We start from the raw sequence: 26,876 nt of genomic DNA on the forward strand, positions 1-26,876 counted from the left end.
GGCGGATCTTCTCGTTAGGCTGCATCACCTTCCTCCTCCAACGCCTTTGCGATCTTCTCGTTGGCGGCTTCCTCGTGCCCGTCGATACAGCCGTGGTACCGGCGGTGGATCACCTCCGGGGAGTTGCCGACCCGCCGGGCCACCTCAGCGATCGGGACCCCCGCATTCAGCCACCGCGTGATGCACGCGTGCCGCAGGTCGTACGGGCGCCCGGCAAGCGGCGAGTCGACGCGCTCAGGCGGGAGGGCGAACAGCCGCGCTTCCTCCCACACGCGCCAGTACGTGGATGAGCCGACGACTCCCCCGCGCTCGTTCCCGAACACCCGCTCTTCCTTGGCGGTCCCGAACTCCTTCAGGTGAGCCCGAAGGATGGCGACCAGGACAGGCGGGATGGGGACCGGACGGTCCGTGTCCGCCTCGCGCGCCTTCAGCCCCCGACGGTCGTGACGCTCCCCCGAGTCGGTCCACTGCTTACCGGAGACGGGACGCGTCTCCCGCAGCGTCAGCGTGCCCCAACCCGCGTCCGGCAGGTGGCAGTCTGAGAGCCTCAGCCCAACCGCCTCAGCGGGCCTGAGCCCCGCGTAGTACAGGACCGCGTAGAAGGCCACCAAGCGCCGCCCACGGTTGCGGTCCCATGAACCGACATAGGAAACCGCGGTGAGCAGCTGGCGCCCCTGTACGGCGTTCACGAGGACACGCCGGTCCACCACCCCACCGGAGCCCACACGCTTCTTGTGGGTCCCCTGGAGAGGGTTCTCCGGGAGCTCCTTCGCGGCCACCGCGTGTTCGAGGGCTGTGTTCAGGGCCCGGCGTCGCCGCTTGTGCGTCTCCCCCGCCGCCGGGGTGCCATCCAGGCGATAGCTGAGGCGGTACAGCACGTCCTCGAACACCTCAAGGTCGACCAGGTCGGCAACCGGCCGATCCTCCTTCGTGAGCCACTCGTACGCGGCCTTCAGTTCGGCCGGCGGCTCCTGTCCCGCGTTCGCGGGGACGATCGCCCACCGGAACGCCAGGCGCAGGTACTTGTCCTCAGGGGTGTTCTCGCCTCGCTTCACCATGGCGAGCGCCACGGCCGCGAGACCGTCCGCCATGCCCTCACGGGTCTTGGCGGCGCTCATGCGCCACCGCCCGGCGACGTACTTCCGGCAGAACTCGAACCACCGCAACGACGGCTTGGCCTCAGCCGCTGCTTCCGCCGCGCGGACTTCGGACTCAGGCTGTCCGCTTGCGATCTCGAACGCCTCGCCCCGGCGCATGGCCTGCCGCAACTCCGAGCGTCGGTTGTCGGCGAGCGCCGACGTGGCGAACGTCGCGCTGCTCACCTTCCCGCCTACGACCCACCGGAGTTGATACGGCCGCGCCTTGCGGTCGACCTTCGTGACTTTCCACAGCCGGACGTCGAGGGAGTACCCGGGCCGAGCCTCCCCGTGGGGGCGAAGAGTCGAGCTGTCTTCGGTCGCGCTCACGCGGCGTCCTCCCGCTCCGCAAGCCACCGCTCGTATTCCGACCTTCGGATGCGCACGTCACCGTTCGGCAGCTTGATCGAACGGGGCGCCTTTCCGAGTTGGCGCCACCGATAGAAGGTGGACGGGGCGACCTTGAGATCAGTAATGACCTCTTTGACGGTCAACTTTTCGTCCCGTGGACGGGCGCTCATTCCGCCATCCCTTCGGCTACGTCAGCACCGGACAGCCCGGACAGCTTCAATTCCGACTGTCCGGGGTGTTCGGGCTGGTCAGGTTGGGTAGCCAGACAGTCGGACAGCTCGGACACCTCTGGTACGCCCTGTGTCCGGGTCTCGGTGTCCGGGTAGTACCGGCCGCTGCCGTCCCTGGTGAGCTGTCCGTCGGCGGCCATGCGGGAGCAGGTGCGGCGGATGGTGTCGATGTCGACCTGCGGCAGGTCGCCCGCGATGTCTTTCGGCTTCGCCCCGGGGTTGGCACGAACATGCCGCAGGATCGCGGCACGGGTGTCGCCCACGGTGTGGTCGGACACCGGGCCGTCCAACAGGTGCCAGGCTCCGGAGGCGGCTTGGAACTGAAGCGCGTACTCGGCTTCGTCCACGTCCCGGCCGGTGACGTGCAGGATGCCGTCTGCCTGCCCGCGGGCCCGCTTGAGTACGAGGGTGGCGTCCGCGGCGCCCGCGATGCCGTTGGTCCCGGAGACCTCCGTGAGGAAGTCGTCGGAGCCTGCCTTACGGACGTGGTGGACGAGCACGACGGCGATGCCGTAGTGGTCTGCGAGCCGCTTGGCGTAGCCGACGGAGACGTAATCGGCGTCGTACGCGGACACCCCTTGTGGGGCTTGTCCGCGCATCTTGGCGAACACGTCGATGACGACCATGCGGGCGTCGGGGTTGCGGTCCAACCACTGTGCGATGGCCTCGGTGCCGCCCTGGGGGAAGGGCGGGCATTCGGTGACCAGGGTCAGACCGGCCGGGGCCTGTTGTCCGCCCAAGAGTTTGCCCATGCGGGTCTGGAGGCGGCGCGGGGTGTCTTCGAGAGCGAGGTAGAGCACCGGGCCGCCCTGGACAGGCACGGAGTCGAACGCCTGCCCTCCGGCCGCGACCGCGAGCCCGAGCCCGAGAGAGAGCCAGGACTTGCCGACCTTAGGCGGTCCGGCGAGCAGGCTGACCCCTTCGGCGAGGATGCCGGGCACAGCCCATTTCGGTTCGGGGAAGTGCGCGGCCATGAGCTGATCGGCCGTCCAGGCGGTCCGCGGGCGCTCCCGCTTCGGCGCCGCCGCTGCCGGGGGTTGCGGGTCACTGGGCACGGAGTACAGGTGCAGCGGGGGAATCGGGTTGGTGCTCATGCCGCGACCCTTCGGGGGCGGTTGGCTCCAGCTCGCAGGCCGGAGGCGATAGTGCGCCGCGCCTCGCGCTCGCCCTGACCGACCTGCAGCGCGGCGGAGAGAAGCCAGCCGGTCACGTCGGCTTCGCTCAGCTCTCCCCCGGCGACGAGCTGTCCGAGGGCGACCGAGGCGAGGTAGAGCGCGTTGTTGTGCTGGTGCTCGCCGGAGCCGGTGACGCGGGCCAACTCGCCGTTCACCGCGGCGCTCAGGAACGCGGTGCGCCGATCGCGGGTGGCGAGCGCGACCGTGATGGGGCGCTGCGGAGGCAGCGGCGCGGGGCGTAGCAGGTCCGTCAGCCACGTGGGCAGCGGCGCGACGGCAGCGGCATGGACGGTCGTGTACGGCTGGCCGTTGACGATGCTGCCCGCCGCGACCACGTAGCCGCCTGCCGCGCGGGTGTCGACCTTCCATCCGAGCTTGCCCGCGGTGTTGCGCAGCGGCTCGTCCTCGGGGGCGGCGAAGTACAGGTGCGTGCCACCGCTGGGGGTCTTCACGACGCGTGTATCGGGGGCGTGTTCGCGGATGCCGTCGTGTGGCTCGTACGTCACGAGGTGGGCGTCCCAGTCGTGCCGCTGGCACAGCGCGAAGAACACGCCCATGCCGTCGTGGATGTCCGGGTGGGTCCATTCGGCCGGCGGAGTGTCGTCCGGGCCCTTGGGGGTGTCGAGGTCGACGACGACCAGGCCTGACGGGCCCATGGCGACGCCAACGTTGTAGGGGGCGTGCGTCCAGCACTGGGTGATGCGGTCCGGGTCAGTGGTGGCGCGCTCTTCCCACGCGGTGATGGCGGGGCGCTTGTCGCCGGGCCGGAGGGGGAAGACGTGCCAGCCGCGCGACGCAGCGTCAAGCGCCGCGGTGAGCTGGGCAGTGCCGTCCGGGTGCGGCATCCTGGGGTTCTCCTGTTCTGTCTACGGATGGGCAGGGAGAACCGCGGCGGCGGGCGACCTTGCTGGGGAGTCCCGCCGCCGCGGCGTTGTTACTGGTTCTTGGCCCAAGCGGCGTACTGCTGCCGGACGTAGTGGCGCGCGTCGCAGATGACGGCCGCGTCATCCAGCTCCATCACCCGCTGCGCGGCTCGGGTGGCGAGATCGGCCGCGTCCGTAGTGACGCTGTCGGCTTCATCGCTCAGCGCGATCCGGTCCAATAGCGCGGCCTTGCGGAGCCAGAACTCCCGGTTCATCCCGTCGTAGAACGGCCGGTCCGCGGCGGCGCGGGCGGTCCATCCGATCTCGCTGACGATGCTCGGGGCGAGTGCGTACGCCTCTTCCGGCGTCAGCCACGGCTCTGGCTCGGGGCGGTGGTCGGCGGTGACGTACAGACGGGTGCGCTGACCGTCGCGGGTGGGGCGCTGGCGCACGGGCCCGGTAGTGAACGTCTCGGACAGGGCCTGACTGACGCGGTCGCTGTCGGCCGGGTCGCAGATGATGCGGATCTCGAACATGGCTTCCTCTGTCTCCCTCGGGGTCAGTGCGTGCGCTGCGGGCTGGGGTTGTTGAGCCGTCGGGCGGCGGCGTCCAACTTGGCGGTCAGGGCGGCGGGCGGGGCGGCGCTGAAGGCGTGCAGGGCGACGGCGGCGGCGATGATGACGTCGCACAGTTCGTCGGCCACGTCCGCCGCGGTGTGGGTGGTGCCCTTGCGCGGGTTCTGGCCGGTCATGCCGATGTAGGCGGCGGACGCCTCGCCCGCCTCCTCAACGACCTTGATCAGGCGCATCGCCCTCTCGTGCTCGCCCTCGCCGTTGGCGGCATCCAGGGCGGTGACGATGCGGCCGACGACGGGCCACAGGATCGCGCTCATGCGGACTTCCTCTCTGTGTTGGGCAGTTGCTGGGTGATGGCCTCGGGTGCGGCTCGCTTGGGCAGCTGCCGCACGGTGGTCTGCTTGCTGGGGCTGGGTGCGTCGTCGTGGAAGCGCTGCGTGCCCAGATCGCGGATCCCTGCCCGGTAGCGGGGGGCCTCCGGATGGGCCTGGTTCCACTGCTCCGCGCATACCTTGTGGACCGGCTCTTGGGTGTGCGAGCGCATCGGCGTGCGCTTGCCGCACAGAGCGCAGGGCAGGTCTTCGAACCGGTCGAAGTGCGACGCGTCACGCCAGATCAGGAGTCGCACAACGGCCCCCTGTCACGTGTCCCGGTGGTGCGCGGGCAGCTCCGGCAGTCCCGCGCGCTCCAGGGCGGCGGGGTCGAAGCCGGGCAACGCGGCGCGGGAGATGAGCGCCTGCGCGAGCTGTTCGGCGTAGGCGGCGCCGCTGCGGGCTACCTCGATCTGTGTGCTGCCGCGGATGGTCTCCACCCGCTCGATGTGCGCGCGTTCCTCGCGCCGGTCGCTCACGTGCCGGTCGAACGCGACGCGCTCACGGCGATCGGTGCGCCAGTACCGTGCGGCGAGCCCGTAGGCGACGGCGGTGGCGAGCACCCACAGCAGCAGCGGCAGCGGGAGGCCGTCGGCGTATCCGGCCACGCCCGCCAGGGCGAGCCCGCCGGAGGCGGCGAACGCGGTTCCGGCGATGACGGGATCTCCGGCGCGGCCGACGCTCGCGCACGCGCCGGCCGCCGCGGCGGCGAGCGAGAGCGCGGTCATCAGCACGGCGTTGCCGACGGAGTGTTCGGCGCCGTTGGCGTTCCAGATACGGGCCAGGATCAGCACGGTGGACGTCGCCACGGCGGGCGCGGCCTTGGGGGCGATGAGGGCGAGCCAGTGGCGCGCCACGATCTGTTCATTCACGGCCGGTTCCTCACAGGTCCGGGAGCGCGTCGACGACGGCGCGCATGAGCTGGTTGACGGTGTCGGCGGCGCCGGTGGAGGCGAGGTAGAAGCCGAACATCACGGCGCCGAATGCGGAGCCCGCTCCGAGCGTCTTGGAGCGCAGCAGGATGACGAGCAGGAAGCCGAAGAGCAGAGCCAGGGAGATGGTCACGGCCATGCGGCGGGGTTCCTTTCGGTGAGTGGGCGGGCTGGTCAGCGGGTGCCTTCGCGGTAGATCCAGGAGGCGCGGTTGTAGATCCAGCGACCGACGCGGACGCGCTTGCCGCGGCCCTTGCAGCGGCGGCAGTTCTTGCCCCGCTTCGGGCGTCCCTTGCGGTCGGTGGTGGTGGCGAAGCCGAAGCCGTTGCACTTGCGGCAGTCGCCGAACGGGCTTCCCGCACACACGGCGATGTAACACAGCGTGATGGCGAGTAGGCAGGCCATAGCAAGGGCTATGGGGGTCATGAGGGGCCCTTCCAGGCAGTTTTCAGGGTTTTCGCAGGTGGGGTGCTATCCACTAGATCGCAGATCAAGTGCCAAATGGGGTGCTAGCGGGGGTGCTACCGGTAGCAGGTGAGCCCGCTACCGGTAGCGGTCCTCGGGGGCTAGGCGGCACCCCGACTTTCGTCACGCTCCGCAATCGCCTTCACGAGGTCGTCGCGGACGATGCCGCGGCGCGTGGTGCGCGCACCGTCGTCCGTCGTCCCGGCCACGCCGGTGGTGCGGATGCCGTGCGGCTTGAGCGCGCTGGTGACGTTCTCGCCCTTCCAACCGTCGTAGATCTCCGGGCGCAGCTCGGCGAGCCGGACGGCGATGCGCTCGTTCCACACCCGCTCCTCCGATGCGGGGACGACCGCGGCGACGTCGGCGAGCAGGTCGTACGACGGCCCGGCCGGAGTCTCGCTCTCCTCTCCGAGGGCGATGCCGGACAGGGTGCCTTCGGCCTTGCGCAGCGCGAGCGCGCGCTGAGCGATGGCGTCGGTGGCGTTGTCGTTGAGGTAGGCGGTGCGCACCACGACCGGCAGCGCGGTCGCTCCGGCGAGGTAGCCGTTACCGGCGTCGATCTCCGGGCGGAACGACGTGGCGCGCACGCCGTTCTTGTACGCGGACGTGCCCAGGATCATGTCGTTCTCGACCTGGCCCGCGACCCTCAGGGCGAAGCGGATGGACACGTTGCCGCTGATCCCGGTCGGCAGTGAGTCTTTGTCGGGGCGCTGTGTGGCCAGCACGAGGATGACCCCGAGGGCGCGACCGAGCTTGATGATGAACTCGGCGTCCTCACCTGCCTGTTTGCCGTACTTGGAGTGCGCGAACAGGTTCTGGCACTCGTCGAAGACAGCGAGCAGCGGCCACAGCTTGAGCGAGCGCTTGTCGGCAATCTGCCGGGTGATGCGCTTGTCCGGGCACAGGTCTCGCGGCAGCTTCTTCATCGCCGCGGCCCGACGCATGACCTCCTCACGCAGCAGCTTTAGCGAGTCGGCTGCGTACTTGATCGAATCGTCGTCGATGCCGGACACGAACCGGTGGCTGACGCATTCAAGGGAGTCCAGGTCGCCGGTGCCCTTGTTCTCGTGGAGCCAGAGCTCCACCGACGGGTCCAGCGCCGCGCCGCACGCGAGCACGCGCACGGAGGCGGTCTTGCCCTGGCCGGGCAGCGAGCCGACCAGGATGTTGTGCTGGATCATCGGCACCGACTGAGCCCGGCCGCGCGGGTCAATGCCGAACGGGATGCGCTTGAAGATGTCGTGCCGACGGGCGTTGGCCAGCTGCCACTTGACGATGCCGGTCTTGGACAGGTCCCGGTCGCCCACCCACAGGATGAGGCGTCCCTCGTGCTCGTTGGGGTCGGCGTCCGGCCACACGCATCCGAGCGGGCGGCGCAGGCCGGAGGCGAGCCGGGCGCGCCGGTCGGCCACGTCCGCGACGGTCACCCCGAGGGGCAGGTCGATGTCCGCGCGCCAGCCCGGGCCCTCGCGGGTGATGGGCGAGACGAACCGGATGCCGTCCTGGCCCTTGGCCACGGCACTGGCGATCTGGCCGATGCCGATGGACGCCATGGCCTTGACCACGATGTCGCTGGTCAGCTTCTGCACCTCGGTCTTGATGACCGCGCGCGTGGCGAGCGGCGCATCCGCCGGCGCTCCGGCCAGACCGAAGCCGAGCACGGCCACCGTCGCGGCGATGAACTGGGTCATCGGCTCCGCCCCGAACGCCAGGAACAGGGCCATAACCAGGGCGAAGATGGTGCCGAGGACGGTGAGGATCATCCGCAGGCGGACGCGCCGGTCACGCTGCCGCGAGAGCTTGAGGTACTCATCCACCTGCTCGTTCGTGGCGGTGTACTGGCGCAGGGCCTCGCCCTCGCCGTCTACGGCCCAACGGCCGATCCTGGCGAGGATGGTGAGCGCGCCGCGCGGGGCGCGCCAGACGAGCTTGGGCAGGTAGACGAACGGCACCCGCACCGCGTGGAAGGCGATCGTGTGCCAGAGGTGCCCGGCCAGCCAGCCGAGCGCTTCCTTGAACTCGGCACTCGACTTGAGCCACGCCGGGAAGACGTCCATCCGCTTGGAGTTCTTGATGCGGTCGATGACGCCGGGGCCGGACACAGTCGGCACGGCACTGTCGACCAGAGTCGGCGAGCCGTCGGCCGACTCGGTCGGCTCCGGGTCGGCCGACTTCGACGGCCGGGAGTCGGCCGACGGGTCGGGAGTCGAGTCGGCCGACTCGCCGCGCGCGGTGCGCGCCTTGCCGAGGTCGACCACCTCACCCCGGGGCTGGGCGCCCGGGTCGGTCATTTCGGCTTCCAGCCGGTTGAAGAGTTCGTTGTCGTCGTCGGGGTGTTTCACTGAGGTTCCTTCCACTTCCGGGTGTGAGGGAGGGCGGGCCCGGCCGACGCTGTGAGAGGTGGGCGGTCGGGCCCGTCGCGGTTAAGCGGCGCACTGTTCCTCGGGGTAGGCGCAGAGGATGCACACCCCGAGCGAGGTCGGGATGCAGTAGCTGTAGATCACGCGGCACTGCGGGCAGGTTTGGCGGGCGAGCATCGCCAGGGCGAGCGCACCGCACCTGCGGGAGGTCATCGGCCGGACCGGCTTAGCCAGGTCGATGCGGTACAGGTAGGCGACCTGCACCCCGGCCTTGCGGCCCCGGTGGCGGCGCATCACCTGTGCGGCGATCGGCTGCCCGCCCGGCCGCAGCCCGCGGGCCCGGAGCTGACGGCGGGTGGCGTAGCCGTCGGGGGCGAAGCGCCACGGGTAGGTCGGGACCCCGAACCGGGCGCCGGACGGGTCGAAGCACTTGCCGTAGGCGGTCATCAGGCAGCCACCCCCACCACGGGCGCATCGGTGCGGGCGCCGGTTCGGCCGGCACGCCGTCCCTTGACGGTGGCGAACAGCCAGCCCAGCCCCGCCCGGCGCAGTCCGGCGCGGGCCTGCTTGGCCGCGTACATCGCCTCATCCGCCCGCCGCAGCAGGCCGGACAGGTCTTCGGCGGGGAAGTCGGCGGCGCGTACCCAGCCGAGCGAGACCGTGGTGTGCACGGACGGGTCCTGGCCGTCGACCGGCCGGGCGAGCACGCCACGGAGCACGGCGAGCAGATCCGCCGCGGTGCCGTGGTCGTCGATGACGACTGCAGCGAACTCATCGCCCCCGAGCCGTCCGGCGACCCCGGCCGGGCCGACGTAGTGGACGAGGCGGTCGGCGGTCGCCTTCAACAGCGCGTCGCCAGCAGCGTGCCCGTGGGTGTCGTTGATCTGCTTGAACTTGTCGACGTCGGCCAGCACCACGACCGCGCGTGGGTCCTTGAGTAGGGCCGTGGCCCGGCGGGTGAACCCGTCGCGGGTGCGTAAGCCGGTCAGCGGGTCACGCCGCGCCGTGTTCAGGCTGGCCCGCAGCCACCACACGTGAAGCGCCCAACCGGTCATCAGGGGCAGCGCGGACAGCAGGACCGTGGCAACGGTGATCATGCCGCCACCCCCTTGCCGTCGTCGGCACCCTCGATCGGGTGCAGGCGCCGGCCGTCCGCGCGCTCGCTCAACAGCAGATCCCGAAGGACGCGGGAGTTGGCTGCCGAGCAGTGCAGCGTGGTGCGGATGGCTTCGGCGTTGATCGCGTCATCCGCCCACCCGGCCGTGGCCTCACGCGCCTCGGCGAGCAGTTCCACTGGGGTCCGCGCAGCCTTGGGCGCCTTGCCCTTGGCCTTGCTGGAGGCGGCGCGCTTGCGCGGCGGCTTGGGTGCCTCTTGCTTCGGCGGCACGGGCGGAACGTCCTCACTGGCCGGGGCCAGCTCCCCAAGCTTCAACAGCACACGCTCCGGGCGCGGCGTCTTCGACCGCCACCGCCGACCGTGCCGCTCACGGAGCTCCGCGCGGGCCAACTGCCGCTCCCGCTCTCGCTTCAGCGCCTGGGAGTAGGAGGTGATCTCCCACAGCGTCATCCGCCGCCACAGAGCGAACGTCGACAGCGGGGCGAGCATCCAGCGGGAGACCCGCACCTTCTCCATCCGCCGGCCGGTCGCGGCGCCGATCCGTACCGCATAGACGTGCGCGCCGATCTCAGAGAACACCACCCACAGCAGCGGCATCGTGCCGTGCGCGACCTTCGCCCACAGCGAGTGCCCAGCCGCCACGTTCAGGCCGCACGTGACCAGCGTCAGCACCCACGGCACAAACCGCACCCACGCCAACGCCATGTCCATCCGGATCAACAGCAGGTTGGCCACGGTGAACACCGGAATGGCCACGTCGATGCCGACCGGCAGCATCCACGGCTCGCCAAAGCCCCACCGGGCGGCGGCAGAGGAGACCGCGTCGAACGAGGCGATGAGCCCCAGGGCACCAACACCGGCCGCGGCAAGGGCCCCCAACCCGGCAAGCCCCGTCTCCGGCCTCGTCAGCGGCGGCACTGCCGGACGCTCGATGCTCTGCGTCGTCGTCATGCCGCACCTCCCGCAGCGATCAGGGCCCCGACGATGAGCAGCGCACCGCCTGCGCAGGTGAGGTCGACCGCGCGGCGCAGGCCGGCGTACTTGACGACGGCGAGGCGGGACAGGCCCGCGATGTCCGCACTCAGGGTGTCCTCGGACAGGACGGCCGTGATCTCCTCGGCGGTGAGTGTCGCCCACAGCGGGAAGCCGTGCCGCCCCTTGATGTTGGGGCGCACCGACCGCAGCAGCAGACCGGCCGCCACGATCAACAGCGTCATGCCCGCGCCGCCCACCGCGAGGGAAACGGCGTTCAGCGGCACGTCCTTGGCGACCGTCCAGGCACCGGCCAGCACCGCACCGGCAAACGCCAGCAACAGACCGGTCTTCGTGTCTGTCCGCGCGATCTCCGCCTTGACCTCGGCGTGTGCGGCCGTCAGGTCTTGCTCACGGGCGCTCATGCCGCCGCTCCCTTCCGGGAGGCCCGGCGGCGCCCGGCGGGGCGCGCCAGCGGGACGACGTTGAACAGCTCCGGGGCGTGCGCCTCGATCACCTCGACGGCGATCCGGGCCACGTCGTCCGGCAGGCTCCGGTACTCGGGGTCGGCGAGGATGTCGCGCGCCGCGTCCACGCGGGCCGCACGCTCGCTCTCGCTCTCGTCCTCCGCACCAAGCCAAAGCTCGACCGGGGTGCCAAGGGCCAGTTCCACAAACTCGCTCGCGGTCAGAGCCTCATGGCCTGCCACGAAGGTGCGCAGCCTCGAACTGCTCACGGGTCTCTCCTGTAGGTCGTTGGAAGGGAGATGCCTGGAAGCGGGCGACCTTGCTGGGGAGTCCCGCCGCCATGCACATGCGCGTCGAAACACACGCCCTCCAAGCAGAGAACATGTATTACGTGTTCCTCATCTTGCAGAGAGGGGTTCGCTCCGTCAAGCCCTTCGGCTGTTGGAGGTCTGCGAGCCCCTCGCGCTCGATGTACCTACAGACTGGCCTCGGCAGCGACGACGTTCGACTTCGCGGTTGCGCGACTCAGGTCGTCCTTAGCTACCGTGAAGTCGAACCAAGTCGTCCCAAGAAGTCGGAGGTTGGCATGGCGAACGAGCGACTGCGCGGCGCGATAGTGGACTTGGGCCTGACGCTCGATGAGGTCGCCGCACGACTCGGGGTCGCGGCCAAGACGGTCGAGCGATGGATTAACGAACCTGAGCGCAAGCCATATCGCCGCTTCCAGTTCGCAACAGCATCGCTGTTGAAGTGCGAGGTGTCGTACCTGTGGCCGGACGAGCGCACGTCAGCTGAGGTCGCGGACGCCGGCCACGCGGAGTTGGTCAGGCTCTATCCGCATCGGTCTGTCGTGATGCAGACCCTCTGGACGAACCTCTACTCCAAGGCCACTCGTCAGTTTGACCTGTTGGTGTACTCCGGGTTCTGGCTCACGGAAGACGCATCGTTCCACCGCATCGTGAAAGAGAAGTCAGCCGACGGAGTGCCCATCCGCTTCATCCTGGGAGAGCCCACGTCGCCGGCCGTGGCAGCGCGCGGCGAAGACGAAGGGATCGGCGCGGCGATGGCAGGCAAGATCCGGAACGCCCTCATCAACTACGGCCCGCTCTTCGGCCTCCCGGGGGTGGAGTTCCGGCTACACGGTACGACCCTCTACAACTCGATCTACCGGTCCGATGACGAGATGCTGGCGAACGGCCACCTCTACGGCGTCGGCGCCTACATGGCACCCGTGCTACACCTACGACGCGTGCCCGGCGGTGAACTCTTCGACGCCTACGCTGAGAGCGTTGAGAAGGTCTGGGAATCGGCCCGCCCGATCTCTTCACCTGCCGATTGGGAAGGCACTGCCTGATGAGCCGCATCGACTACTTCCGCGACCCGAACGCCCCTCAGGCCAACTCGGTGGTGCCCTCGGTCACTGCGGTCGTCCGAGACGACGCGGGGCGGTTGCTGCTCATCCACAAGACAGACAACGATCTGTGGGCGTTGCCCGGCGGTGGCCACGACATCGGCGAGCGCATTGGCGACACCGCCGTCCGCGAGGTCGCGGAAGAGACCGGCATTGACGTTGAGGTAGACAGCATCGTGGGGCTCTACACCGACCCTGAACACGTGCTGGCGTACGACGACGGAGAGGTCCGGCAGCAGTTCTCCATCTGCTTCCGAGCCCACCCCGTCGGCGGTTCCCTGCGTACGAGCAGCGAGTCGAAAGAGGTCCGCTGGGTCGACCCAACGGACCTTGACGAGCTGGACATTCACCCGTCGATGATGCTGCGCATCCGCCACGGTCTCGACGACTCGCGGCGAGAGCCCTACATCGGCTGACTGTCGGCAGAAGCCTGCGCCAACCGACCGTCAACACGTTTCGCGGCTGCGTGGATCTCGGGCCCCGCGCGCTGAATGAACCGCCCGACGATCGTGTCCGGCCCGTACCGATGCACGATCTCGTCAAGGCGTTCGGCCGGCGTGGTCTGCGTACCATCCGGTGTAGTGGTCATGTCGCTGTAGAGCAGGGCGTCAACCAGGTCCGGACGCTCTAGCTCGAACTCGCCCTCTAGCTCCTGCCTCAGCCCACGTTCCTCGGCTTCCAATAGGGCACACGAGTGGTGTGCCACAAGGCGCACAACGCGTTCGTCGGCCCCTTCTTGGTCCCGGAGGAACCGCGCGCCGTCCAGAGGATGGAAGCCTGTTGTGGCGATGGCTGGCGAATACCCGATGTCATGTAGCACTGCGGCGGCTTCCAACAACTCGGCATCGCTGCCCAGGATCGGGGCCAAGGAACGGGCGCGCTTGGCAACCCCCAGCGAGTGTGCCCACCGACGCGGGAGCGGATCGGACAACAGCGATTCGGAGAGCGAGTACGCCCACTCAGTCAGTCCCATGGCGGCCAAGGCTACGGCCGAACCGCGGGAGCCGGGAGAGCGCGTACTGTCCGCCCCTTGCCATGAACGGTGGCAAGCAGTCCATACCCCTCCATCTGGGCCAGGACACGGCGCACCGCGGTGCGAGACGCTCCGAACCGCTCGCACAGTTTCGCCTCGGACGGGTACGTGTCGCCCACGGACAGCGAGTCCTCCGCGATCACATCCCTCATCCGTTCCGCGAGAGACCGACGATCGCCACCCCGAACGACGCGCCACCCAATGCCGGGCGCAGACTCAACAACACCGTCGCCTTCGAGAACTTTGAGAGCACGGCGGATCGTGTTGCGGGAGACGCTGTGCATGTCCATGAGCTCAGCTTCAGACGGCAGGTGGCCGCTACCCTCCCCTGCTTCGATCTCGCTTCTCAGCGCCTCCGCGATGACCAAGTAGGTTCCGCGCGGACTGGCCTCCGGCACTTCGGCTCCTCTCATTCCGCCCGTTACTCGCTGTCAAGAGTGCCACCAGGCCCCGCAGCGCATCGACGAACAGCAGTGTCCCACGTGTCCGGCTGTCCGGTTAGGGCTCTCACCTGCACAAACGGTCCGGACAGCTCAAAGTGCGGGTGTCCGGGCTGTCCGGTCATAGACGGCTGGAACACCCAGCCTGGGGTGTTCCAGCCGTCGGCGGAGCCGACCCTTCTATGTGCGCAGGAGCCGAAGGCGACTTCGCATTGCTCTGCCTTACGAGGGGCGAGTTAGAAGGGCATGGCGCTCCCCCTACCTGATCAAGGCTCGTTGCGCTCGCACGACTGACCCTCCCTAGCCGCGTAGGCCAACAACGCCGCAGCGTCGGGCACCCCACGGACACGCGGGAGAGTCGACACCGCACCACCGCCACGATCCGACCTCTGTAGATGAACACGTCAACCGCTCTTGTCTCCCATGTGCCGCATGCCGACCGCGTGATCAAGCGGGGGTGCATACCCACCGCGTCGATCCGCACAGGGAACTGATAGACCGACCGCGAGGCACTTACAATCTGACGCCATGACCTCATCGGATGATGCGCCAAGCTCACCCACCCAAGACGCCAATACAAGCCACGACTCCACCCAATCCGATGACACGGATTCGAATTCATCAGACGGTAGCACCTCATCTCGGGGCCAGAGATCAGAAATCCTAATCGGCCTCACAGGAATCGTGCTAGGTGCGGCGATAGCCGGAGGATTCTCATCGCTTGCAGCATGGCAACAAACCAGGTCGACTGAGCGGGTACAGGAATCCCAGACCCTGGAAGAGCGCAGGTCAGAGGATCGTGAAAAGCGCGCGGAAGTCTACAGCGTTTTCCTGCACTCGGCCGACGAATTCGCTGCTGAGACGAGCAATGCAATTTCAAGCTGCACCAAAAAGAACCCCTGCGAATTCGACTGGCAGGCATGGGATGAAGCGCGATCCGCATACCAGGGAAGCATCAATTCTGTGTACGTATATGGAAGCGATGACGCTGTGCGCGCGAGCCGTGCGGTCTCCGCTTCACTCCCAAGTTCAATATGGAAGCCACCCCCGGCCAGCCCTCACCTTGAATTTGAGGCAGAACAGTTCAGCGCCGCCTATAGGGGATTCCAGTCGACAATGTGTCAGGAACTACCAGCGATACCACGGGACTCTTGCTGAGCGAGACGCTACCTTAGGCGCAGCCAGCACCCGTCCACCCATGGCCAATGCGGCCGTCGCGCTTCCCAATGGCGATCCGCGGACCATCCGTGGACGAGTATTGCCTAATCGATCAGTCAGAAGCCTGTGACCTGCACATACGCGCGAACCCGAAGGTCCCTCCGGAGCCGTACCCAGATGCCGCAGGTCGCAGACGGGCGGGACCGACGACACCGACCGCCAACTCACTGTCAAGTTCGCCGACGATTGCCTCGGGTTAGCAGCCAAGCGGCTACACCGACTACTCCTACTGCTCCAGTCGTGATGTAAGGAATGGCTGTGGTGCGCCGCTACGGCGACGGTTCGTTGTCGGCCTGCGGCGAATCCTCATCAGGTGTGGAGCTGGGTGGGGCGTTTGGGTCGTCTGTCGGAGCTGCATCCGGCTCCTCACGTGGAGACCGCCCCGCCGGAAGTAGTAGTGATGCCAGCAGCGAGCCTCCGATGCCCAATCCGACGCCTGCTGCAACGAGCATGTTTTGCCATCGTTCTTGGGAATCGAGATTAATCAAGCGTGCCGACGGGGCCATGGGAGCGCGGGACAACCACGACAGCTCCTCACTGGTTTCTGTTTCTGGCCTACTCGCTTCAAGTTGGGCAGAACGGTCGAGCGAGCCGACGGACACACCCGAAGCGAAAGTTACGGGCCGCATCCATGATCCCTTGATGTCAGAGATGTTGAAGGCGCCCAATTCCGCAGAGGGAACCACCGGCACGCGTCCGATCAGCGGCCAACTCTGCGACTGACGTGGGCCATTCATCCCCAACAAGCCTGTGCGATGGCGAACCGGTTCACGAAGGAACCCGGTCACTTCAAATGGTGAGCGCACACTGGCGACATCATCGGGTCCCGTGGGGGTTGGATCTAGACACCGGGGGACGTTGTGCAGCTTGATGGACAACCATTCGACGTCCTTGAGTTTAACCTGCCCTGACGAGACACTGCCAAAAGTCCCGTGGAGGGGAGTGGGAACGACGGGTTTGGAGTGCAGACCGTCCTCAGCGAACGTGGTGAGAGCCGGCGAAGAGAGTCGCGCCGATCCCCCCATGAGCAAGACAGCTCGGAACGTCGACTTTCCGCAGACGCTCACGTGATAGCGGACTTCTGGGTGTTCCCCCGGCGCCCCTGGCGCCAAAGAGGACGCTTCAAGCCTGACCTGATGATCAGGTGCTGTGCTGGGCACAAGCACAGCTACCCACCCTGGAAATGGCGCTGCTGACGGGACCCCACCAGCTACCAGCGCCACAATCACATACCCGGCAACGAGCAAAGCGCCAACGCTGCCGATGAACCAGCGGTTGGCGAGGGATCGGGAAATCGCTCGGATGATGCGCCTCCATCTTGTGACCCGTCTGCGTTGCGACGTCCGCCGTCAGGCGACGGGACTTTACCGTGTTTGGCGAGTCTTACCGTTGCGTAATGTCGAATCTTTACGTGCATGACCTATGCCTGGCTAGCTGTCCAGATCGCCAAGGGGCCTTAGCGGGGCTATTTGTCAGGTGTGTCAAGCCGCTCGGAGCCACGTGCTACTCGACAGGGTCCATGGAGCTCAGTACGGGAGAGGCTGCGCGGTGTTCCTCGCATGCGGCCCACCAGCTGTCATCTCCCTGCTGGCAGATCTCGTTCGTCGCCTCGTGAGGATTCCTCATCGACGTAGCTGTCTCGGTCGAGCTGGACGTTGGCGAACTGGCGTGAGGGCCGGACATGGATCTTCCGTGTGTCCCGGCTGCTCGCATCAGCGACAAGGTGGATGGTCCGCTCGGTCATGCACTCTGCTCCATAGCTCTAGCTGGATCGGTGGGACCGATCATTCCTGTCCCTGCGAGCCTCGGGAAGGGCGCGGACCTGGAACGAAGGCTTGATCGGCTCAATCACGCTTCGAGGCCGGCACCCTGATGCTGTCCGGCCGTCCGGTTACCGACGGGCTGCAACACCCCGGGGTGTTGCAGCCCGTCGGCGAAGCCGACCGCTCAATGGGCGCAGGAGCCGGAGGCGACTTCCTACTTCGCACTATCTGCGATACAGGAGGGCACCACTCGCCTCCGGGGATCAAGGAACCTGCTGGTCAGGACCCATTCGCGAGCCGAACTCTGATTGTGCTCCGGAGCCGTGTGCGCAGGTTCGAATCCTGCCGGGGGCACTCCGGAACAACGCGCTGAACTGCAGAAATGCAGGTCAGCGCGTTTTTTGTGCATGCCAAAGCCGCCACGGCCGGCGCGGGACGGACGTGAGTAAGCGGAGTTCCTGAATAGGCGGTCGAGTCATACGGCGAAGCTCTCCGCCGAGCCGCCCGGCGACCCGGAATATAAGAGGTAGGATAGGTGGCATGGCCGAGCCCACCGGCAAGTATTCGATCACTATGCCGCGTGACATCGCGGAAGCGGCCAAGGCCCGTAGTGGCCCCTCCGGGCTGTCCGCCTATGTCGCCGCCGCCGTGGCTCGTCAGATCGAGCGCGACAACCTCAACGAGGTCATCCAGGTTGCCGAGGCCGGGCACGGACCCGTCACCGACGAGGAGATCCAGGCTCTGCGCGATCAGCTCCACCAGGCCCGCCGGCAGCAGACGCAAGGCGGGGCAGGCGTCGCATGACCCGCTCCCCCGCCGTCCCCGGCGGCACCCTGGTCCTCGACGGCGAGGGCCTGGCCAAGGCCGTGCTGCGCGACCGCGCCGTCACCGGCTGGCTCGCCCTCGCCCGCGCCGACGACCTGCGGGTGATCACCTCCGCGGCAACTCTTGTCGAGGTGGTCCATCCTCGGATCAACCGACCGGCCCTGGAGTGGACGCTCTCCCGCCTTGTCGTCGAACCGGTCACCGAGCCCGTCGCCCGCCACGCGGCCGCCCTCCTCGACAGCGCCGGCTTGCACGGCCACAAGTACGCCATCGACGCCATGCTCAGCGCCACCGCCCTCGCCGCCCACGCCCCCGTCACCGTTCTCACCGCCGACCCGGAGGACCTCACCGCGATGTGCGGTGGACGTGTCACCGTGATCAAGGTGTGACCACGACGCCTTCCGGCGGCCTCGCAATCCCCGGATAGGCCGCTCACCTGGTCGGCTGGTGTCCGGCCGGTCACTGCCCCCCGCCATCAGCGAGCGTGCGGGGCGGAACGATGTCGGGAGTGGCTCCCTCGGCCTTGGCTGCGTCGGCGAGGGCTGCGGCTGCGGCTTCTTCTGCCTGGGCCTTGTCGTTGGCTGCCTGGGCGGCCATGTCGTCCGGGGGCCTTTCGCGGGTGGCCGGCGACTGGGGCAGGACCTCGGTGAAGGCGCGGGACATGCCCTGGAGGGCGGAGGTGATCTCGCTGGGGATCACCCAGAAGTTGTTGCCGGGGCCTTGCGCGAGGTGGGGCAGCGTCTGGAGGTACTGGTAGGCGAGGAGCTTGGGGTCGGGATCGTTGCGGTGCACGGCCTGGAAGACCTCGTCGATGGCCCGGGACTGGCCCTCGGCCTGGAGGATCGCAGCGGTCCGGTTGCCTTCCGCACGCAGGACGGCGGCCTGCTTGTCACCTTCGGCGGTGAGGATCTGCGACTGGCGTTGGCCTTCGGCCCCGAGAATCGCGGCGCGCTTGTCCCGCTCGGCCCGCATCTGCTTCTGCATCGCGTCCTTGATGGACTGCGGGGGATCGATGGCCTTGATCTCCACCCGGTTGACCCTCAGCCCCCACTTGCCGGTGGCCTCGTCCAGCACCCCGCGGAGTTGGCTGTTGATGGTGTCCCGTGAGGTGAGGGTCTTTTCCAGGTCCATGGATCCGACGACGTTGCGCAGGGTGGTGACAGTGAGCTGTTCGACCGCCTGAAGGAAATTCGCGATCTCGTAGAAAGCCGCTCGCGGGTCCGTGACCTGGAAGTACAGGACGGTGTCGATCTCGACGACCAGATTGTCCTCGGTGATGACCGGCTGCGGTTTGAAGGAGACGACCTGTTCCCGTAGATCGATTACTGGATGAACTCGGTCGATGTAGGGGATGACGAGGCTGAGGCCGGGATTCAGGGTCCGGTGGTAACGGCCGAGTCGCTCGACATTACGCGCACGTGCCTGGGGAACGATACGGACCGCCCGCAGCACGGTGAAAACCGCGATAAGCGCGACGATCAGGCCGGCAATCAAGAACGCCGAGGTTTCCATGGTTTCAGTCCCGGGGGTAGACGATCGCGGTGGCGCCGCTGATCTCCATGACGTCGACAGTCGTTCCTGGAGGAATCACCAGCGTCTCGTCGTACGCGCGGGCCGTCCATTCCTCGCCGTCGATACGGACCCTGCCGCCCCGGCCCGTCACCTCCGACACCACATAGGCAGCCCTGCCGATCAGTGCGTCTATGCCGAATCGCTCCACTTGGGGCCCGAGCACATGGCGCAGCGCAACGGGGCGCACGAACACCACCGTGACTGTGGCGACGACGGTGAACACCAGGAACTGGAAGGGCAGCGGCAGCCCTAGTGCGGCGGACCCCGCCGTGACCAATGCGGCCGCACTCAGCAATCCGAGTGCAGCAGTAAGCGTGAAGATCTCCGCCACAGCCAATACGGCTGCGATGATCAACCAGATCAGCCATGGATCCATTGCGTGCCTCTTCTGACCGGCGCGGGTGCGAAGGGCTTGACTCCCACCATTGGACCCCGACAAGGGACAGCCGCGATACCCCTCGCCATACACCAACGCGCCCCGAATCGATTCCAGGCAGACACTGGAATAGCCGGAACAGAGGGCGTCGACGCAGGCAAGGGGGTGTCGGCCCGTGGTGGTGAGGACGCGGCGTTCGAAGGTGTGGTTGTGGCGGTGGCGGCGTAATCCGCTGCGGCGTGGCAGTGATGTCGTCGAGGCTTGGGTAGTGCTCGCCGCTTGGGTGCTGGCCGTGGTGGGAGGGATTCTGGTGGGGCTGGTCGCGCAGGGTGCCGTGGAGCGGGATCTTGGTCGGCAGCGGGTCGAGCGCCGGGCCGTTACCGCCGTGCTCGTCGAGGATGCTCGGGACAAGGTGGCGCCCGCGGCGGCCGCCGGAGACGAACGGGTGTGGGCCAAGGCGCGCTGGGCCGCTCCGGACGGCTCGCGGCAGACCGGTCTGGTCAAGGTGCGGCCCAAGGACGCCCCGGCCGGGGCCCGGGTCGCCGTGTGGACGGACCAGCGCGGCATGGTGGTGTCGAAGCCCGTCACGCCTGAGGAGGCCCGGCTTCAGGCGGTCCTCTCCGGTGTGCTGTGCGCCATGGTCACCGCTGGAGCCGTGACCGGCGGCGCATTCGCCGTTCGGGCGGGGCTCGATCGGTGGCGCCGGGGGCAGTGGGACGCCGAGTGGGCGCGGGTCGACACGAGGTGGGGCGGTAAGACCGGGTGACAGGCACCGGGTGACAGGCACAGAGAGTTACTACGGTGTGTTGCTCCATACGTACGGTCCGCCGCCGCGCCACTCGATCAGTTCGGGGTCGTCGACGGCCCGGTCCTCGGCGGGGAGGCCCGCGCTGTGCATGAAGTCGAGCACGTCGAACAGGCTGTAGGCGGTGCCCATGCGTTCGTCGTCGATCGTGACTCGCCGTCCGCCGTCCGACTCCGGCGGAAGCACAACCACAGGGGGGCGTACGTCCATGTGTCCAGCATGCGCCGGAACCGGGTCCGCGCGCAGCAGGGAGCAGCGGCCAGGGCCCATGGGGCGTCGGCCTCGGGGATGTGTCAGCCGTGTGACACCATTCCTCGGTCAAGCCCCGTCAGAAAAGGACCATTCCCATGTCAAGGGTCGAGCTGGCCACCAACTTCGGGCGTATCGTCCTCGAGCTCCACGACGCCGAGGCTCCGAAGACCGTCGAGAACTTCCTGACGTACGTCCGCAACGGGCACTACGACGGCACGATCTTCCACCGTGTGATCGACGGCTTCATGGTCCAGGGCGGTGGCTTCACCGCGGACATGGTCCAGAAGCCGACCATGGCCCCGGTGCCGAACGAGGCCGACAACGGGCTGAAGAACGTCGCCTACACCGTGGCGATGGCGCGGACCAGTGCCCCGCACTCCGCGACCGCCCAGTTCTTCGTGAACGTCTCGGACAACGACTTCCTCAACTACACGGCGAAGACCCCGAACGGCTGGGGTTACACCGTCTTCGGCCGGGTGGCCGAGGGGCAGGAGGTCGTCGACACGATGAAGAAGGTCCGGACCGGCAGCAGCCGTGGGCACGGGGACGTTCCGACCCAGCCCATCATCATCGAGGGCGCCAAGGTTCTGGACTGACCCGGTCAGGGTGGTGTCGTACCGGGCACGGAATGGTTGCGGCGTGGGCTTTTCGCCGTGACCGTGCCGTGCCCACGGCAGCATGACGTCGTATGAGTCGTGCGAGTCGCAGCACCCGGGATCGGTACGTCGACTTCCTGCGGGCCTGGGCCATCGTCCTCGTCGTGTTCGGGCACTGGCTGATCACCGGGCTGGTTCGCGGGCCCGGCGGGGAGATCTCCGCGCCTGAGCTGCTGGCGACCCTTCCCTGGACCCAGTGGCTGACCCTCTTCTTCCAGGTCATGCCGCTGTTCTTCCTTGCCGGCGGGTACGCGGCGGGCGGCTCCTGGTCACGCGCCGGGGGCGGTACGGCCGAATGGGTGAGGCGGCGGGCCGTGCGGCTGCTGCTGCCGGCCGGTGTCTACAGCGGGCTGGTGCTGGTCGCCGTAGCCGTCTGCTCCGCCGTCGGGGTGGATCCGGGGACCCTCGCCCTGGTGGGCTGGGCCATGGCCATGCAGTTCTGGTTTCTGCCCGTCTACCTGCTGCTCAGTGCCCTGACGCCACTGCTGTACGCGGCGCATCTGCGCTGGGGGCTCCTCGTCCCCGTCGTCATGGCGCTCGTCGCCCTCGCCGCCGACGCCCTGGTGCTCACCGCGCACCTGCCGTACGTCGGGCTCCTCAACTACGTCCTCGTCTGGGGCGTCGCCTACCAGCTCGGCTTCTGCTGGCGGGACGGCGGGCTGACCGGCGGACGCGGGATCGGGAACGGGAGCGGGAGCGGGACCAGGACCGGGAACGGGAAGCCGTGGGTGGCCGTCGCCATGGTCGTGGGTGGCGGGGGCGCCTTCGCCGTGCTCGTCGGGCTCGGGCCCTTTCCGGTCAGCCTGATCCTCGTCACCGGGCAGGAGCCCAGCAACACCAATCCGCCGTCCGCCGCCATGCTGGCCTGGACCGTGGCGCAGGTGGGGCTCGCTCTTCTCCTCGCTCCGGGCCTGCGGCGGCTTCTGGGGCGGGAGCGGGTGTGGCGGGCCGTACGGCCCCTCGGCGGGGTCAGCATGACGCTCTATCTCTGGCACATGCTGCCCGTGCTCGTTGTCGCCGCCGCCTTCTATCTCACCGGGCTCGCGCCCCAGCCCGGCTACGGGTCCGCGGGGTGGTGGGCGCTGCGGGTGCCGTGGCTGGTCGTCCTCGGGGTCGTGCTGGTCGGGGTTGTGGTGGCTCTGCGGCCGCTGGAGCGTGGGCTGGGCGTTCTGTCCGAGCGGGGCGGGACAGGGCGTCCCTGGGCGCTCTGGCTCGGGCTCGCCCTGAGTGTGGCCGCGCTGACCCGGTTCGCCGCGCAGGGGTTCGCGTACGAGGGGCGGTTCCCCGTGCTGCCCGCGCTGGGGCTTGCGGTGGGCGTCGCGCTGGTGACGGTGCGCGGGCGCGGCGACATGACAAACTCCGAGAGCCCCGAGAGCCCCGAGAGCCCCGAGAGCCCCGAGGGGTCCACGGGCTCCAAGGGCTCCTTGGAGGAAGCCGCCTGACACCGGTTCCCATCATCAGAGGGGGGCGGGACGGCCGTACGTCGTCCCGCCCCCCTCAGCATGTGCCGCTCAGTGCCTGCCGCACCTCGCCACATCGATCCGCACGATCTGCGGGTCGTGGTCGCTCGCCTGGTCCGCGAACTCCGCGTTGATGTGGACGACGTCGTAGTCGTACGACGTGACGGCCGGGCTCGTCAGGATGTGGTCCAGGGTCTGGGAGTTGCCGTCGTAGACGTAGGTGTAGCGCTCGTTGGCGGGGAGGGTGCTGATCAGGGGGGTCAGGACCTTTCCGGCCGTGAGCGTGGTCATCGTCCGGGAGAACTCGTAGTCGTTGAGGTCGCCCAGGACCACCGCCTTGGCGTTCTTGTCGGCCGCCAGGAGGGACTTGACGAAGGTGTTGACCTCCGTCGCCTGGGCCGCGCGCTGGGTCTCCGAGCTGCGGGCCGGCGGCTGGTAGCGGCCGTGGAGGGGCTGGTCGCCGCCCTTGGACGTGAAGTGGTTGGCGATGACGAAGACCGGCTCGCCCTGGAAGGTGAACTCGCCCACCAACGGCTTGCGGCTGTTGTCCCAGGCGTCGGCGGCCGGGGCGATGCGGCCCGGGGAGTACGTGAGCCGGGCGCCCTTTCTCGTCTTCACCACGCTCGTCGCGGTCGTGGCGTCGCCGCCCGCGCGGTCCGTGAAGGAGACGCGCTTGGCGTTGTAGAGGAAGACCTGGCGGATGTTGCCGCCGGGTTCGCCGCCGTCCTGGTTGTTCTCCGGGGCGACGTAGCGCCAGGAGTAGCGGGGGCCGCCGGCCGCGCGGATGGCGTCGGTGAACCTGGTCAGGGTGGCCTCGGCGGTGACGGTGCCGTCGTTCACGGCGCCGTTGTCGTCCTGGATCTCCTCCAGGGCCACGATGTCGGGCGACTTGAGGTTGACCGCGACGCCCTCGGCGAGGCGGTCGAACTTCTGCTGGTCGTCGAGGGCGTCGAGGTTCTCGACGTTGTACGTGGCGACCGCGAGCTCGCCGCCCTTGTGGCGGCGGGTCACTTCCTGCTTCAGGCCGTTGTCCACCAGGGTGCCGAGCTGGGTGGCCTGGAGGATGTAGCCGCCGTAGGTGGTGTAGTCGAGGGGGCCGGTGGTCGTGCCGGAGAGTTCGTCGCCGACGTCCGCCGCGGGGAAGGCGGTGGTGGTGTCCAGCGACGCGACCTTCATACGGCCCGTGTTGGGCTGGTCGTAGGAGGAGTAGAGGGCGCCGCCGCGGGCCGTCGTGCTCTCCTCGGGCTTCACCGTGACCCACAGTTCGTCGTACGCGTCGGTCGCGCCCACGACGCGCGCGTCGGCGAGCGTGGCCCGCATGCCTTCCAGGGACTCGTAGTAGTCCTGGGCGTAGGCGGCCGGTTCGAGCGGGAGGGTGTCGATGCTGCCGCCGGCCGCGGTCGGTATGTACGCGTCGGGGACCGTCGTGGCGTCCAGGGTGGCGGCGCCGGGGAGCGCGTTGCCGCTGGAGAGGACGGTGGTGGTGGGGGCCGTGATCTCGGTGAGCGACTGGGTGGTGCTGCTCGGGTAGTACTCGGTGACCTTGCCGGTGACGAGGACCGAGTCGCCGACCGCCACGGTGGGGGTCGCCGAGCCGGTGTAGACGAGGACGCCCTCGCTGGTGCGCGGGTCGGTGTCGGCCTGCGGGTCCTGGATCCAGTAGCCCTTCGAGCCGCTCGTACGGACGCCGGTGACGATGCCGGGCACGCGGGTGACCGTCTGTCCGGCGTACGGGGAGACGCGCGTGGTGCCCTGGATGTCGTGGACGCGGACCGTGCCGGGGTCGGTGGAACCGCCGCCGTCACCGCCGCCTCCGTCGCCCGAACCCGCGGTCTCACCCGCGGCGTTGACCGGTGACGGGGTGCCGGCGGTGAAGTCCGCGGCGTTGTCGTCGGTGTCGGTCAGGGCCGCGGCCCTCGCGACGGAGGCCGTGTTGGAGGCGCCGGTGGCCGGGCCGCCGCCCTCGCGGACGAGCGCGCTGCCGTAGCCCGCCAGGTCGACGATCCGGGGGTCGGCCGCGCAGTCCGCGGCGGTCTTGCAGGCCAGGGCGGTGGTGCCGGAGACCAGGGCGATGGTGCCGGAGGTGGCGCTCATGGCGATGGAGCCGGTGGCGTCGGCGGTGGGGAGTGCCGTCGTACCGCCGGTGCCGGCGGCCTCGGCGACGAGGTAGCGGGCGCCGGGGGCGAGGGCGCCGGTGAGTGCGGTCACCTGCCACTGGGAGGTGGCGGACGGCGATCCCGGCAGGTACTGCACGCTGTAGCCCGACAGGTCGTAGGCCGCGGCGCCGGCGTTGGCGAGCTCGACGAAGTCGCGGGTCAGGGTCGCCCCCGAGTTGCCTCCGCCGCCGTACACCTCGGCGATCACGGCGGTGGCCGACGGTGCGGCGAACGCGGCGGGGAGGGCGGTGAAGGCGAGTGCGCCCGCCGCGCCCACGGAGATGATCGGGTAGGCGGCGCGGCGCGCGCGGGGTCTGCTTCCTGCGGGTCTGGACACGCTGGCGGTCTCCTCGTACCTCGCGTACGTACCTCGTGTACGTACGGACATCAACGCGCCGTCCGAGGACGGAGCTTGAACCATTGCCCGTGGGGAGTCGGCTCAAGTTACGCGCGTAGAAAGGGATCCACCAAGGGGTCTTGCGTTAAATTCCGGGAACATGCGGGTGAGAGTTCGGTGGTGAGTGGAGGAGAGTCGGGGCGTGAGGAGGCGCACGCCGAACAACCGTCCCTTTTGCGGCAGTTGAGCGCCGGGCCCGGTTTACCTTTCAACCATGACCTCTGTGCGCACGGACATGCCGCGGCGGGTCGTCGTCACCGGGCTCGGGGCCGTCACGCCGCTGGGCGTCGGGGTCGGCGAGCTGTGGCGGGGCCTGCTCGAAGGACGGCACGGGATACGGGAATTGACGGACGCCGAGTTCGACGGGCTGCCGGTGCGGGTGGCCGGTACGGTGCCCGTCGATCCGGCCGGGTTGCTGCCCCGGCCGGTGGCCCGGCGGATGAACCGGGCCGCCCAGTTCGCCGTGCTCGCCGCGCGGGAGGCCTGGGCCGACGCCGGGCTCGTGGCGGGCGGCACGCGGGAGAGCGGGCTCGATCCCGAGCGGGTGGGGGTGAGTCTCGGCGCGATCCTCGGGGACGCGTCCGTGCTCGTCGGCGGTGACCGCGCGCTGCGCGACAAGGGGCCGCGCGCCGTCTCGCCGCTCACCACACCGATGACCGTGCCCTCGCAGGCCGCCTCCCAGGTCTCGCTCGACCTGCACATCACCGGCGAGGCCCGCACCGTGACCGCCGCGTGCGCGTCCGGCACCGAGGCGATCGGGCAGGCCGTCGACCGCATACGGTACGGCCATGTCGACGTCTCCCTCGCGGGCGGGGCGGAAGCCGTCGTCACCCCGGCGATCATGGCGTCCTTCGCGGCGATGCGGGCGCTGTCCACGCGGGGGCTCGTGGACGGGGCCTCGCCGTCCCGGCCGTTCGCCAAGGACCGGGACGGGTTCGTCAACGGGGAGGGTGCCGGGGTGCTCTTACTCGAGGCCGAGGAGCACGCGCTGGCCCGCGGGGCGCGGATCTACTGCGAGGCCGCCGGGTGGGGGCTGTCCGCCGACGCGCATCACATGGCCGCGCCCGATCCCTCCGGCAGCGGGGTCGCGCTCGCACTGCGGCGGGCGCTGCGGGATGCCGGGGGCCGCGTCGTCGACGTCGTCCATGTCAACGCGCACGCGACGGCCACGGTGGACGGCGACCTCGCCGAGGCGGGCGCGGTGCGGGCGGTGCTCGGGACGCGGTTCGTGCCGGTCACCGCGCTCAAGGGGCACCTCGGGCATCTGCAAGGGGCCGCGGGCGGTGTCGAGGCGGTGGCCACGGTGCTGACACTGCATCACGGGGTGGTGCCGCCGACCGTGGGGTGCGGGGAGGTGGACGAGGCGATCGGGCTGGACGTGGTGACCGGCGCTCCGCGGCCGCTGCCGGAGGACGGGGACCTGGCGTTGAGCAACTCGTTCGGGTTCGGGGGGCACAACGCGGTGCTGGCTTTGCGGAGGGTGGGGCGGGGGGCGTAG

At 68.9% G+C, this 26,876-nt stretch carries 29 protein-coding genes and 1 pseudogene; 8 read left to right on the forward strand and 22 right to left on the reverse strand.

What is annotated here, in order from left to right:
* Window positions 1–14: 14 nt before the first annotated feature.
* The 16 genes from OG252_RS17900 to OG252_RS17975 all read right to left on the reverse strand — a co-directional run bounded on the left by OG252_RS17900 (window position 15) and on the right by OG252_RS17975 (window position 11,283).
* On the reverse strand, window positions 15–1,466 hold the full coding sequence (locus OG252_RS17900; RefSeq protein ID WP_329337197.1) for a tyrosine-type recombinase/integrase: 1,452 nt from the start codon (window positions 1,464–1,466) through the stop codon (window positions 15–17).
* A complete protein-coding gene (locus OG252_RS17905) occupies window positions 1,463–1,657 on the reverse strand; it encodes a helix-turn-helix transcriptional regulator (protein ID WP_329337199.1) in 195 nt (64 codons plus the stop codon). The genes OG252_RS17900 and OG252_RS17905 overlap by 4 nt, the downstream gene beginning before the upstream one ends.
* Window positions 1,654–2,811 carry an AAA family ATPase gene (locus tag OG252_RS17910; RefSeq protein WP_329337201.1) on the reverse strand — a complete coding sequence of 386 codons (1,158 nt, stop codon included), beginning with the start codon at window positions 2,809–2,811 and terminating at the stop codon, window positions 1,654–1,656. Before OG252_RS17910 ends, OG252_RS17905 begins: the two co-directional genes overlap by 4 nt.
* Window positions 2,808–3,737: a bifunctional DNA primase/polymerase gene (locus tag OG252_RS17915; protein ID WP_329337203.1), complete on the reverse strand. Its 930-nt coding sequence runs from the start codon at window positions 3,735–3,737 to the stop codon at window positions 2,808–2,810. Before OG252_RS17915 ends, OG252_RS17910 begins: the two co-directional genes overlap by 4 nt.
* A gap of 89 nt (window positions 3,738–3,826) precedes the next feature.
* A complete protein-coding gene (locus OG252_RS17920; RefSeq protein ID WP_329337205.1) occupies window positions 3,827–4,291 on the reverse strand; it encodes a hypothetical protein in 465 nt (154 codons plus the stop codon).
* Between the two features lie 23 nt (window positions 4,292–4,314).
* Window positions 4,315–4,647 carry a MazG-like family protein gene (locus OG252_RS17925; RefSeq protein WP_329337207.1) on the reverse strand — a complete coding sequence of 111 codons (333 nt, stop codon included), beginning with the start codon at window positions 4,645–4,647 and terminating at the stop codon, window positions 4,315–4,317.
* Entirely contained in the window at window positions 4,644–4,958 is a 315-nt protein-coding gene (locus OG252_RS17930; RefSeq protein WP_329337209.1) for a hypothetical protein, read from the reverse strand. The genes OG252_RS17925 and OG252_RS17930 overlap by 4 nt, the downstream gene beginning before the upstream one ends.
* Before the next feature lie 12 nt (window positions 4,959–4,970).
* Window positions 4,971–5,573, reverse strand: coding sequence for a hypothetical protein (locus OG252_RS17935; RefSeq protein WP_329337211.1), 603 nt, complete (start codon window positions 5,571–5,573; stop codon window positions 4,971–4,973).
* A 10-nt stretch (window positions 5,574–5,583) separates the two neighbouring features.
* Entirely contained in the window at window positions 5,584–5,772 is a 189-nt protein-coding gene (locus OG252_RS17940) for a hypothetical protein (RefSeq protein WP_329337213.1), read from the reverse strand.
* A 35-nt stretch (window positions 5,773–5,807) separates the two neighbouring features.
* Window positions 5,808–6,059, reverse strand: coding sequence for a hypothetical protein (locus tag OG252_RS17945; protein WP_329337215.1), 252 nt, complete (start codon window positions 6,057–6,059; stop codon window positions 5,808–5,810).
* Between the two features lie 140 nt (window positions 6,060–6,199).
* Window positions 6,200–8,440, reverse strand: a complete 2,241-nt coding sequence (locus OG252_RS17950; protein ID WP_329337217.1) for an FtsK/SpoIIIE domain-containing protein — start codon at window positions 8,438–8,440, stop codon at window positions 6,200–6,202.
* An 81-nt stretch (window positions 8,441–8,521) separates the two neighbouring features.
* On the reverse strand, window positions 8,522–8,905 hold the full coding sequence (locus OG252_RS17955) for an RRQRL motif-containing zinc-binding protein (RefSeq protein ID WP_329337219.1): 384 nt from the start codon (window positions 8,903–8,905) through the stop codon (window positions 8,522–8,524).
* The gene (locus OG252_RS17960; RefSeq protein WP_329337221.1) at window positions 8,905–9,555 is read right to left on the reverse strand and encodes a GGDEF domain-containing protein; all 651 of its coding nucleotides are present in this window, start codon (window positions 9,553–9,555) and stop codon (window positions 8,905–8,907) included. Before OG252_RS17960 ends, OG252_RS17955 begins: the two co-directional genes overlap by 1 nt.
* Window positions 9,552–10,526 carry a DUF2637 domain-containing protein gene (locus OG252_RS17965; protein WP_329337223.1) on the reverse strand — a complete coding sequence of 325 codons (975 nt, stop codon included), beginning with the start codon at window positions 10,524–10,526 and terminating at the stop codon, window positions 9,552–9,554. Before OG252_RS17965 ends, OG252_RS17960 begins: the two co-directional genes overlap by 4 nt.
* Window positions 10,523–10,972 (reverse strand): Pycsar system effector family protein, encoded by a 450-nt coding sequence (locus OG252_RS17970; RefSeq protein WP_329337226.1) that lies wholly within the window; start codon window positions 10,970–10,972, stop codon window positions 10,523–10,525. Before OG252_RS17970 ends, OG252_RS17965 begins: the two co-directional genes overlap by 4 nt.
* Window positions 10,969–11,283 (reverse strand): hypothetical protein, encoded by a 315-nt coding sequence (locus tag OG252_RS17975; protein ID WP_443068409.1) that lies wholly within the window; start codon window positions 11,281–11,283, stop codon window positions 10,969–10,971. Before OG252_RS17975 ends, OG252_RS17970 begins: the two co-directional genes overlap by 4 nt.
* Window positions 11,284–11,600: 317 nt before the next feature.
* Between OG252_RS17975 and OG252_RS17980 the strand changes: the two genes are divergently transcribed.
* On the forward strand, window positions 11,601–12,368 hold the full coding sequence (locus OG252_RS17980; protein WP_329345154.1) for a helix-turn-helix domain-containing protein: 768 nt from the start codon (window positions 11,601–11,603) through the stop codon (window positions 12,366–12,368).
* Window positions 12,368–12,841 carry an NUDIX domain-containing protein gene (locus tag OG252_RS17985; protein WP_329337228.1) on the forward strand — a complete coding sequence of 158 codons (474 nt, stop codon included), beginning with the start codon at window positions 12,368–12,370 and terminating at the stop codon, window positions 12,839–12,841. Before OG252_RS17980 ends, OG252_RS17985 begins: the two co-directional genes overlap by 1 nt.
* Here OG252_RS17985 and OG252_RS17990 read toward each other — a convergent pair.
* Both OG252_RS17990 and OG252_RS17995 read right to left on the reverse strand, forming a co-directional pair.
* A complete protein-coding gene (locus OG252_RS17990) occupies window positions 12,829–13,398 on the reverse strand; it encodes an HD domain-containing protein (RefSeq protein ID WP_329337230.1) in 570 nt (189 codons plus the stop codon). The two genes, OG252_RS17985 and OG252_RS17990, sit on opposite strands and share 13 nt — an antisense overlap.
* An 11-nt stretch (window positions 13,399–13,409) precedes the next feature.
* Window positions 13,410–13,856 carry a GntR family transcriptional regulator gene (locus OG252_RS17995; RefSeq protein ID WP_329337233.1) on the reverse strand — a complete coding sequence of 149 codons (447 nt, stop codon included), beginning with the start codon at window positions 13,854–13,856 and terminating at the stop codon, window positions 13,410–13,412.
* Between the two features lie 3,563 nt (window positions 13,857–17,419).
* Here OG252_RS17995 and OG252_RS18000 point away from each other — a divergent pair.
* A complete protein-coding gene (locus OG252_RS18000) occupies window positions 17,420–17,683 on the forward strand; it encodes a CopG family transcriptional regulator (RefSeq protein WP_329337235.1) in 264 nt (87 codons plus the stop codon).
* The gene (locus OG252_RS18005; protein ID WP_329337237.1) at window positions 17,680–18,093 is read left to right on the forward strand and encodes a type II toxin-antitoxin system VapC family toxin; all 414 of its coding nucleotides are present in this window, start codon (window positions 17,680–17,682) and stop codon (window positions 18,091–18,093) included. The genes OG252_RS18000 and OG252_RS18005 overlap by 4 nt, the downstream gene beginning before the upstream one ends.
* Window positions 18,094–18,163: 70 nt before the next feature.
* Here OG252_RS18005 and OG252_RS18010 read toward each other — a convergent pair whose 3' ends face one another.
* Entirely contained in the window at window positions 18,164–19,216 is a 1,053-nt protein-coding gene (locus OG252_RS18010) for an SPFH domain-containing protein (RefSeq protein WP_329337239.1), read from the reverse strand.
* Between the two features lie 4 nt (window positions 19,217–19,220).
* Window positions 19,221–19,652, reverse strand: a complete 432-nt coding sequence (locus tag OG252_RS18015) for an NfeD family protein (RefSeq protein ID WP_266433822.1) — start codon at window positions 19,650–19,652, stop codon at window positions 19,221–19,223.
* Between the two features lie 202 nt (window positions 19,653–19,854).
* Between OG252_RS18015 and OG252_RS18020 the strand changes: the two genes are divergently transcribed.
* A complete protein-coding gene (locus tag OG252_RS18020; protein ID WP_443068493.1) occupies window positions 19,855–20,418 on the forward strand; it encodes an Rv1733c family protein in 564 nt (187 codons plus the stop codon).
* 30 nt (window positions 20,419–20,448) lie between these two features.
* On the opposite strand, the gene OG252_RS18025 is transcribed toward OG252_RS18020, so the two are convergent.
* Complete coding sequence (locus OG252_RS18025; RefSeq protein ID WP_266433826.1) at window positions 20,449–20,667, reverse strand: hypothetical protein; 219 nt, start codon at window positions 20,665–20,667, stop codon at window positions 20,449–20,451.
* A 137-nt stretch (window positions 20,668–20,804) separates the two neighbouring features.
* On the opposite strand from OG252_RS18025, the gene OG252_RS18030 reads away from it, so the two are divergent.
* Both OG252_RS18030 and OG252_RS18035 read left to right on the forward strand, forming a co-directional pair.
* Window positions 20,805–21,305, forward strand: coding sequence for a peptidylprolyl isomerase (locus OG252_RS18030; protein WP_266433828.1), 501 nt, complete (start codon window positions 20,805–20,807; stop codon window positions 21,303–21,305).
* Between the two features lie 92 nt (window positions 21,306–21,397).
* A complete protein-coding gene (locus tag OG252_RS18035; protein ID WP_266433830.1) occupies window positions 21,398–22,807 on the forward strand; it encodes an acyltransferase family protein in 1,410 nt (469 codons plus the stop codon).
* Between the two features lie 69 nt (window positions 22,808–22,876).
* Here the strand turns inward: OG252_RS18035 and OG252_RS18040 are convergent, their stop codons facing one another.
* Window positions 22,877–25,258: a lamin tail domain-containing protein gene (locus tag OG252_RS18040; RefSeq protein WP_266448080.1), complete on the reverse strand. Its 2,382-nt coding sequence runs from the start codon at window positions 25,256–25,258 to the stop codon at window positions 22,877–22,879.
* 358 nt (window positions 25,259–25,616) lie between these two features.
* On the opposite strand from OG252_RS18040, the pseudogene OG252_RS18045 reads away from it, so the two are divergent.
* Window positions 25,617–26,876 (forward strand): annotated as a pseudogene (locus OG252_RS18045) (beta-ketoacyl-[acyl-carrier-protein] synthase family protein); the annotation flags it as partial.

Source organism: Streptomyces sp. NBC_01352 (genome assembly GCF_036237295.1).
GTDB lineage: Bacteria > Actinomycetota > Actinomycetes > Streptomycetales > Streptomycetaceae > Streptomyces > Streptomyces plumbiresistens.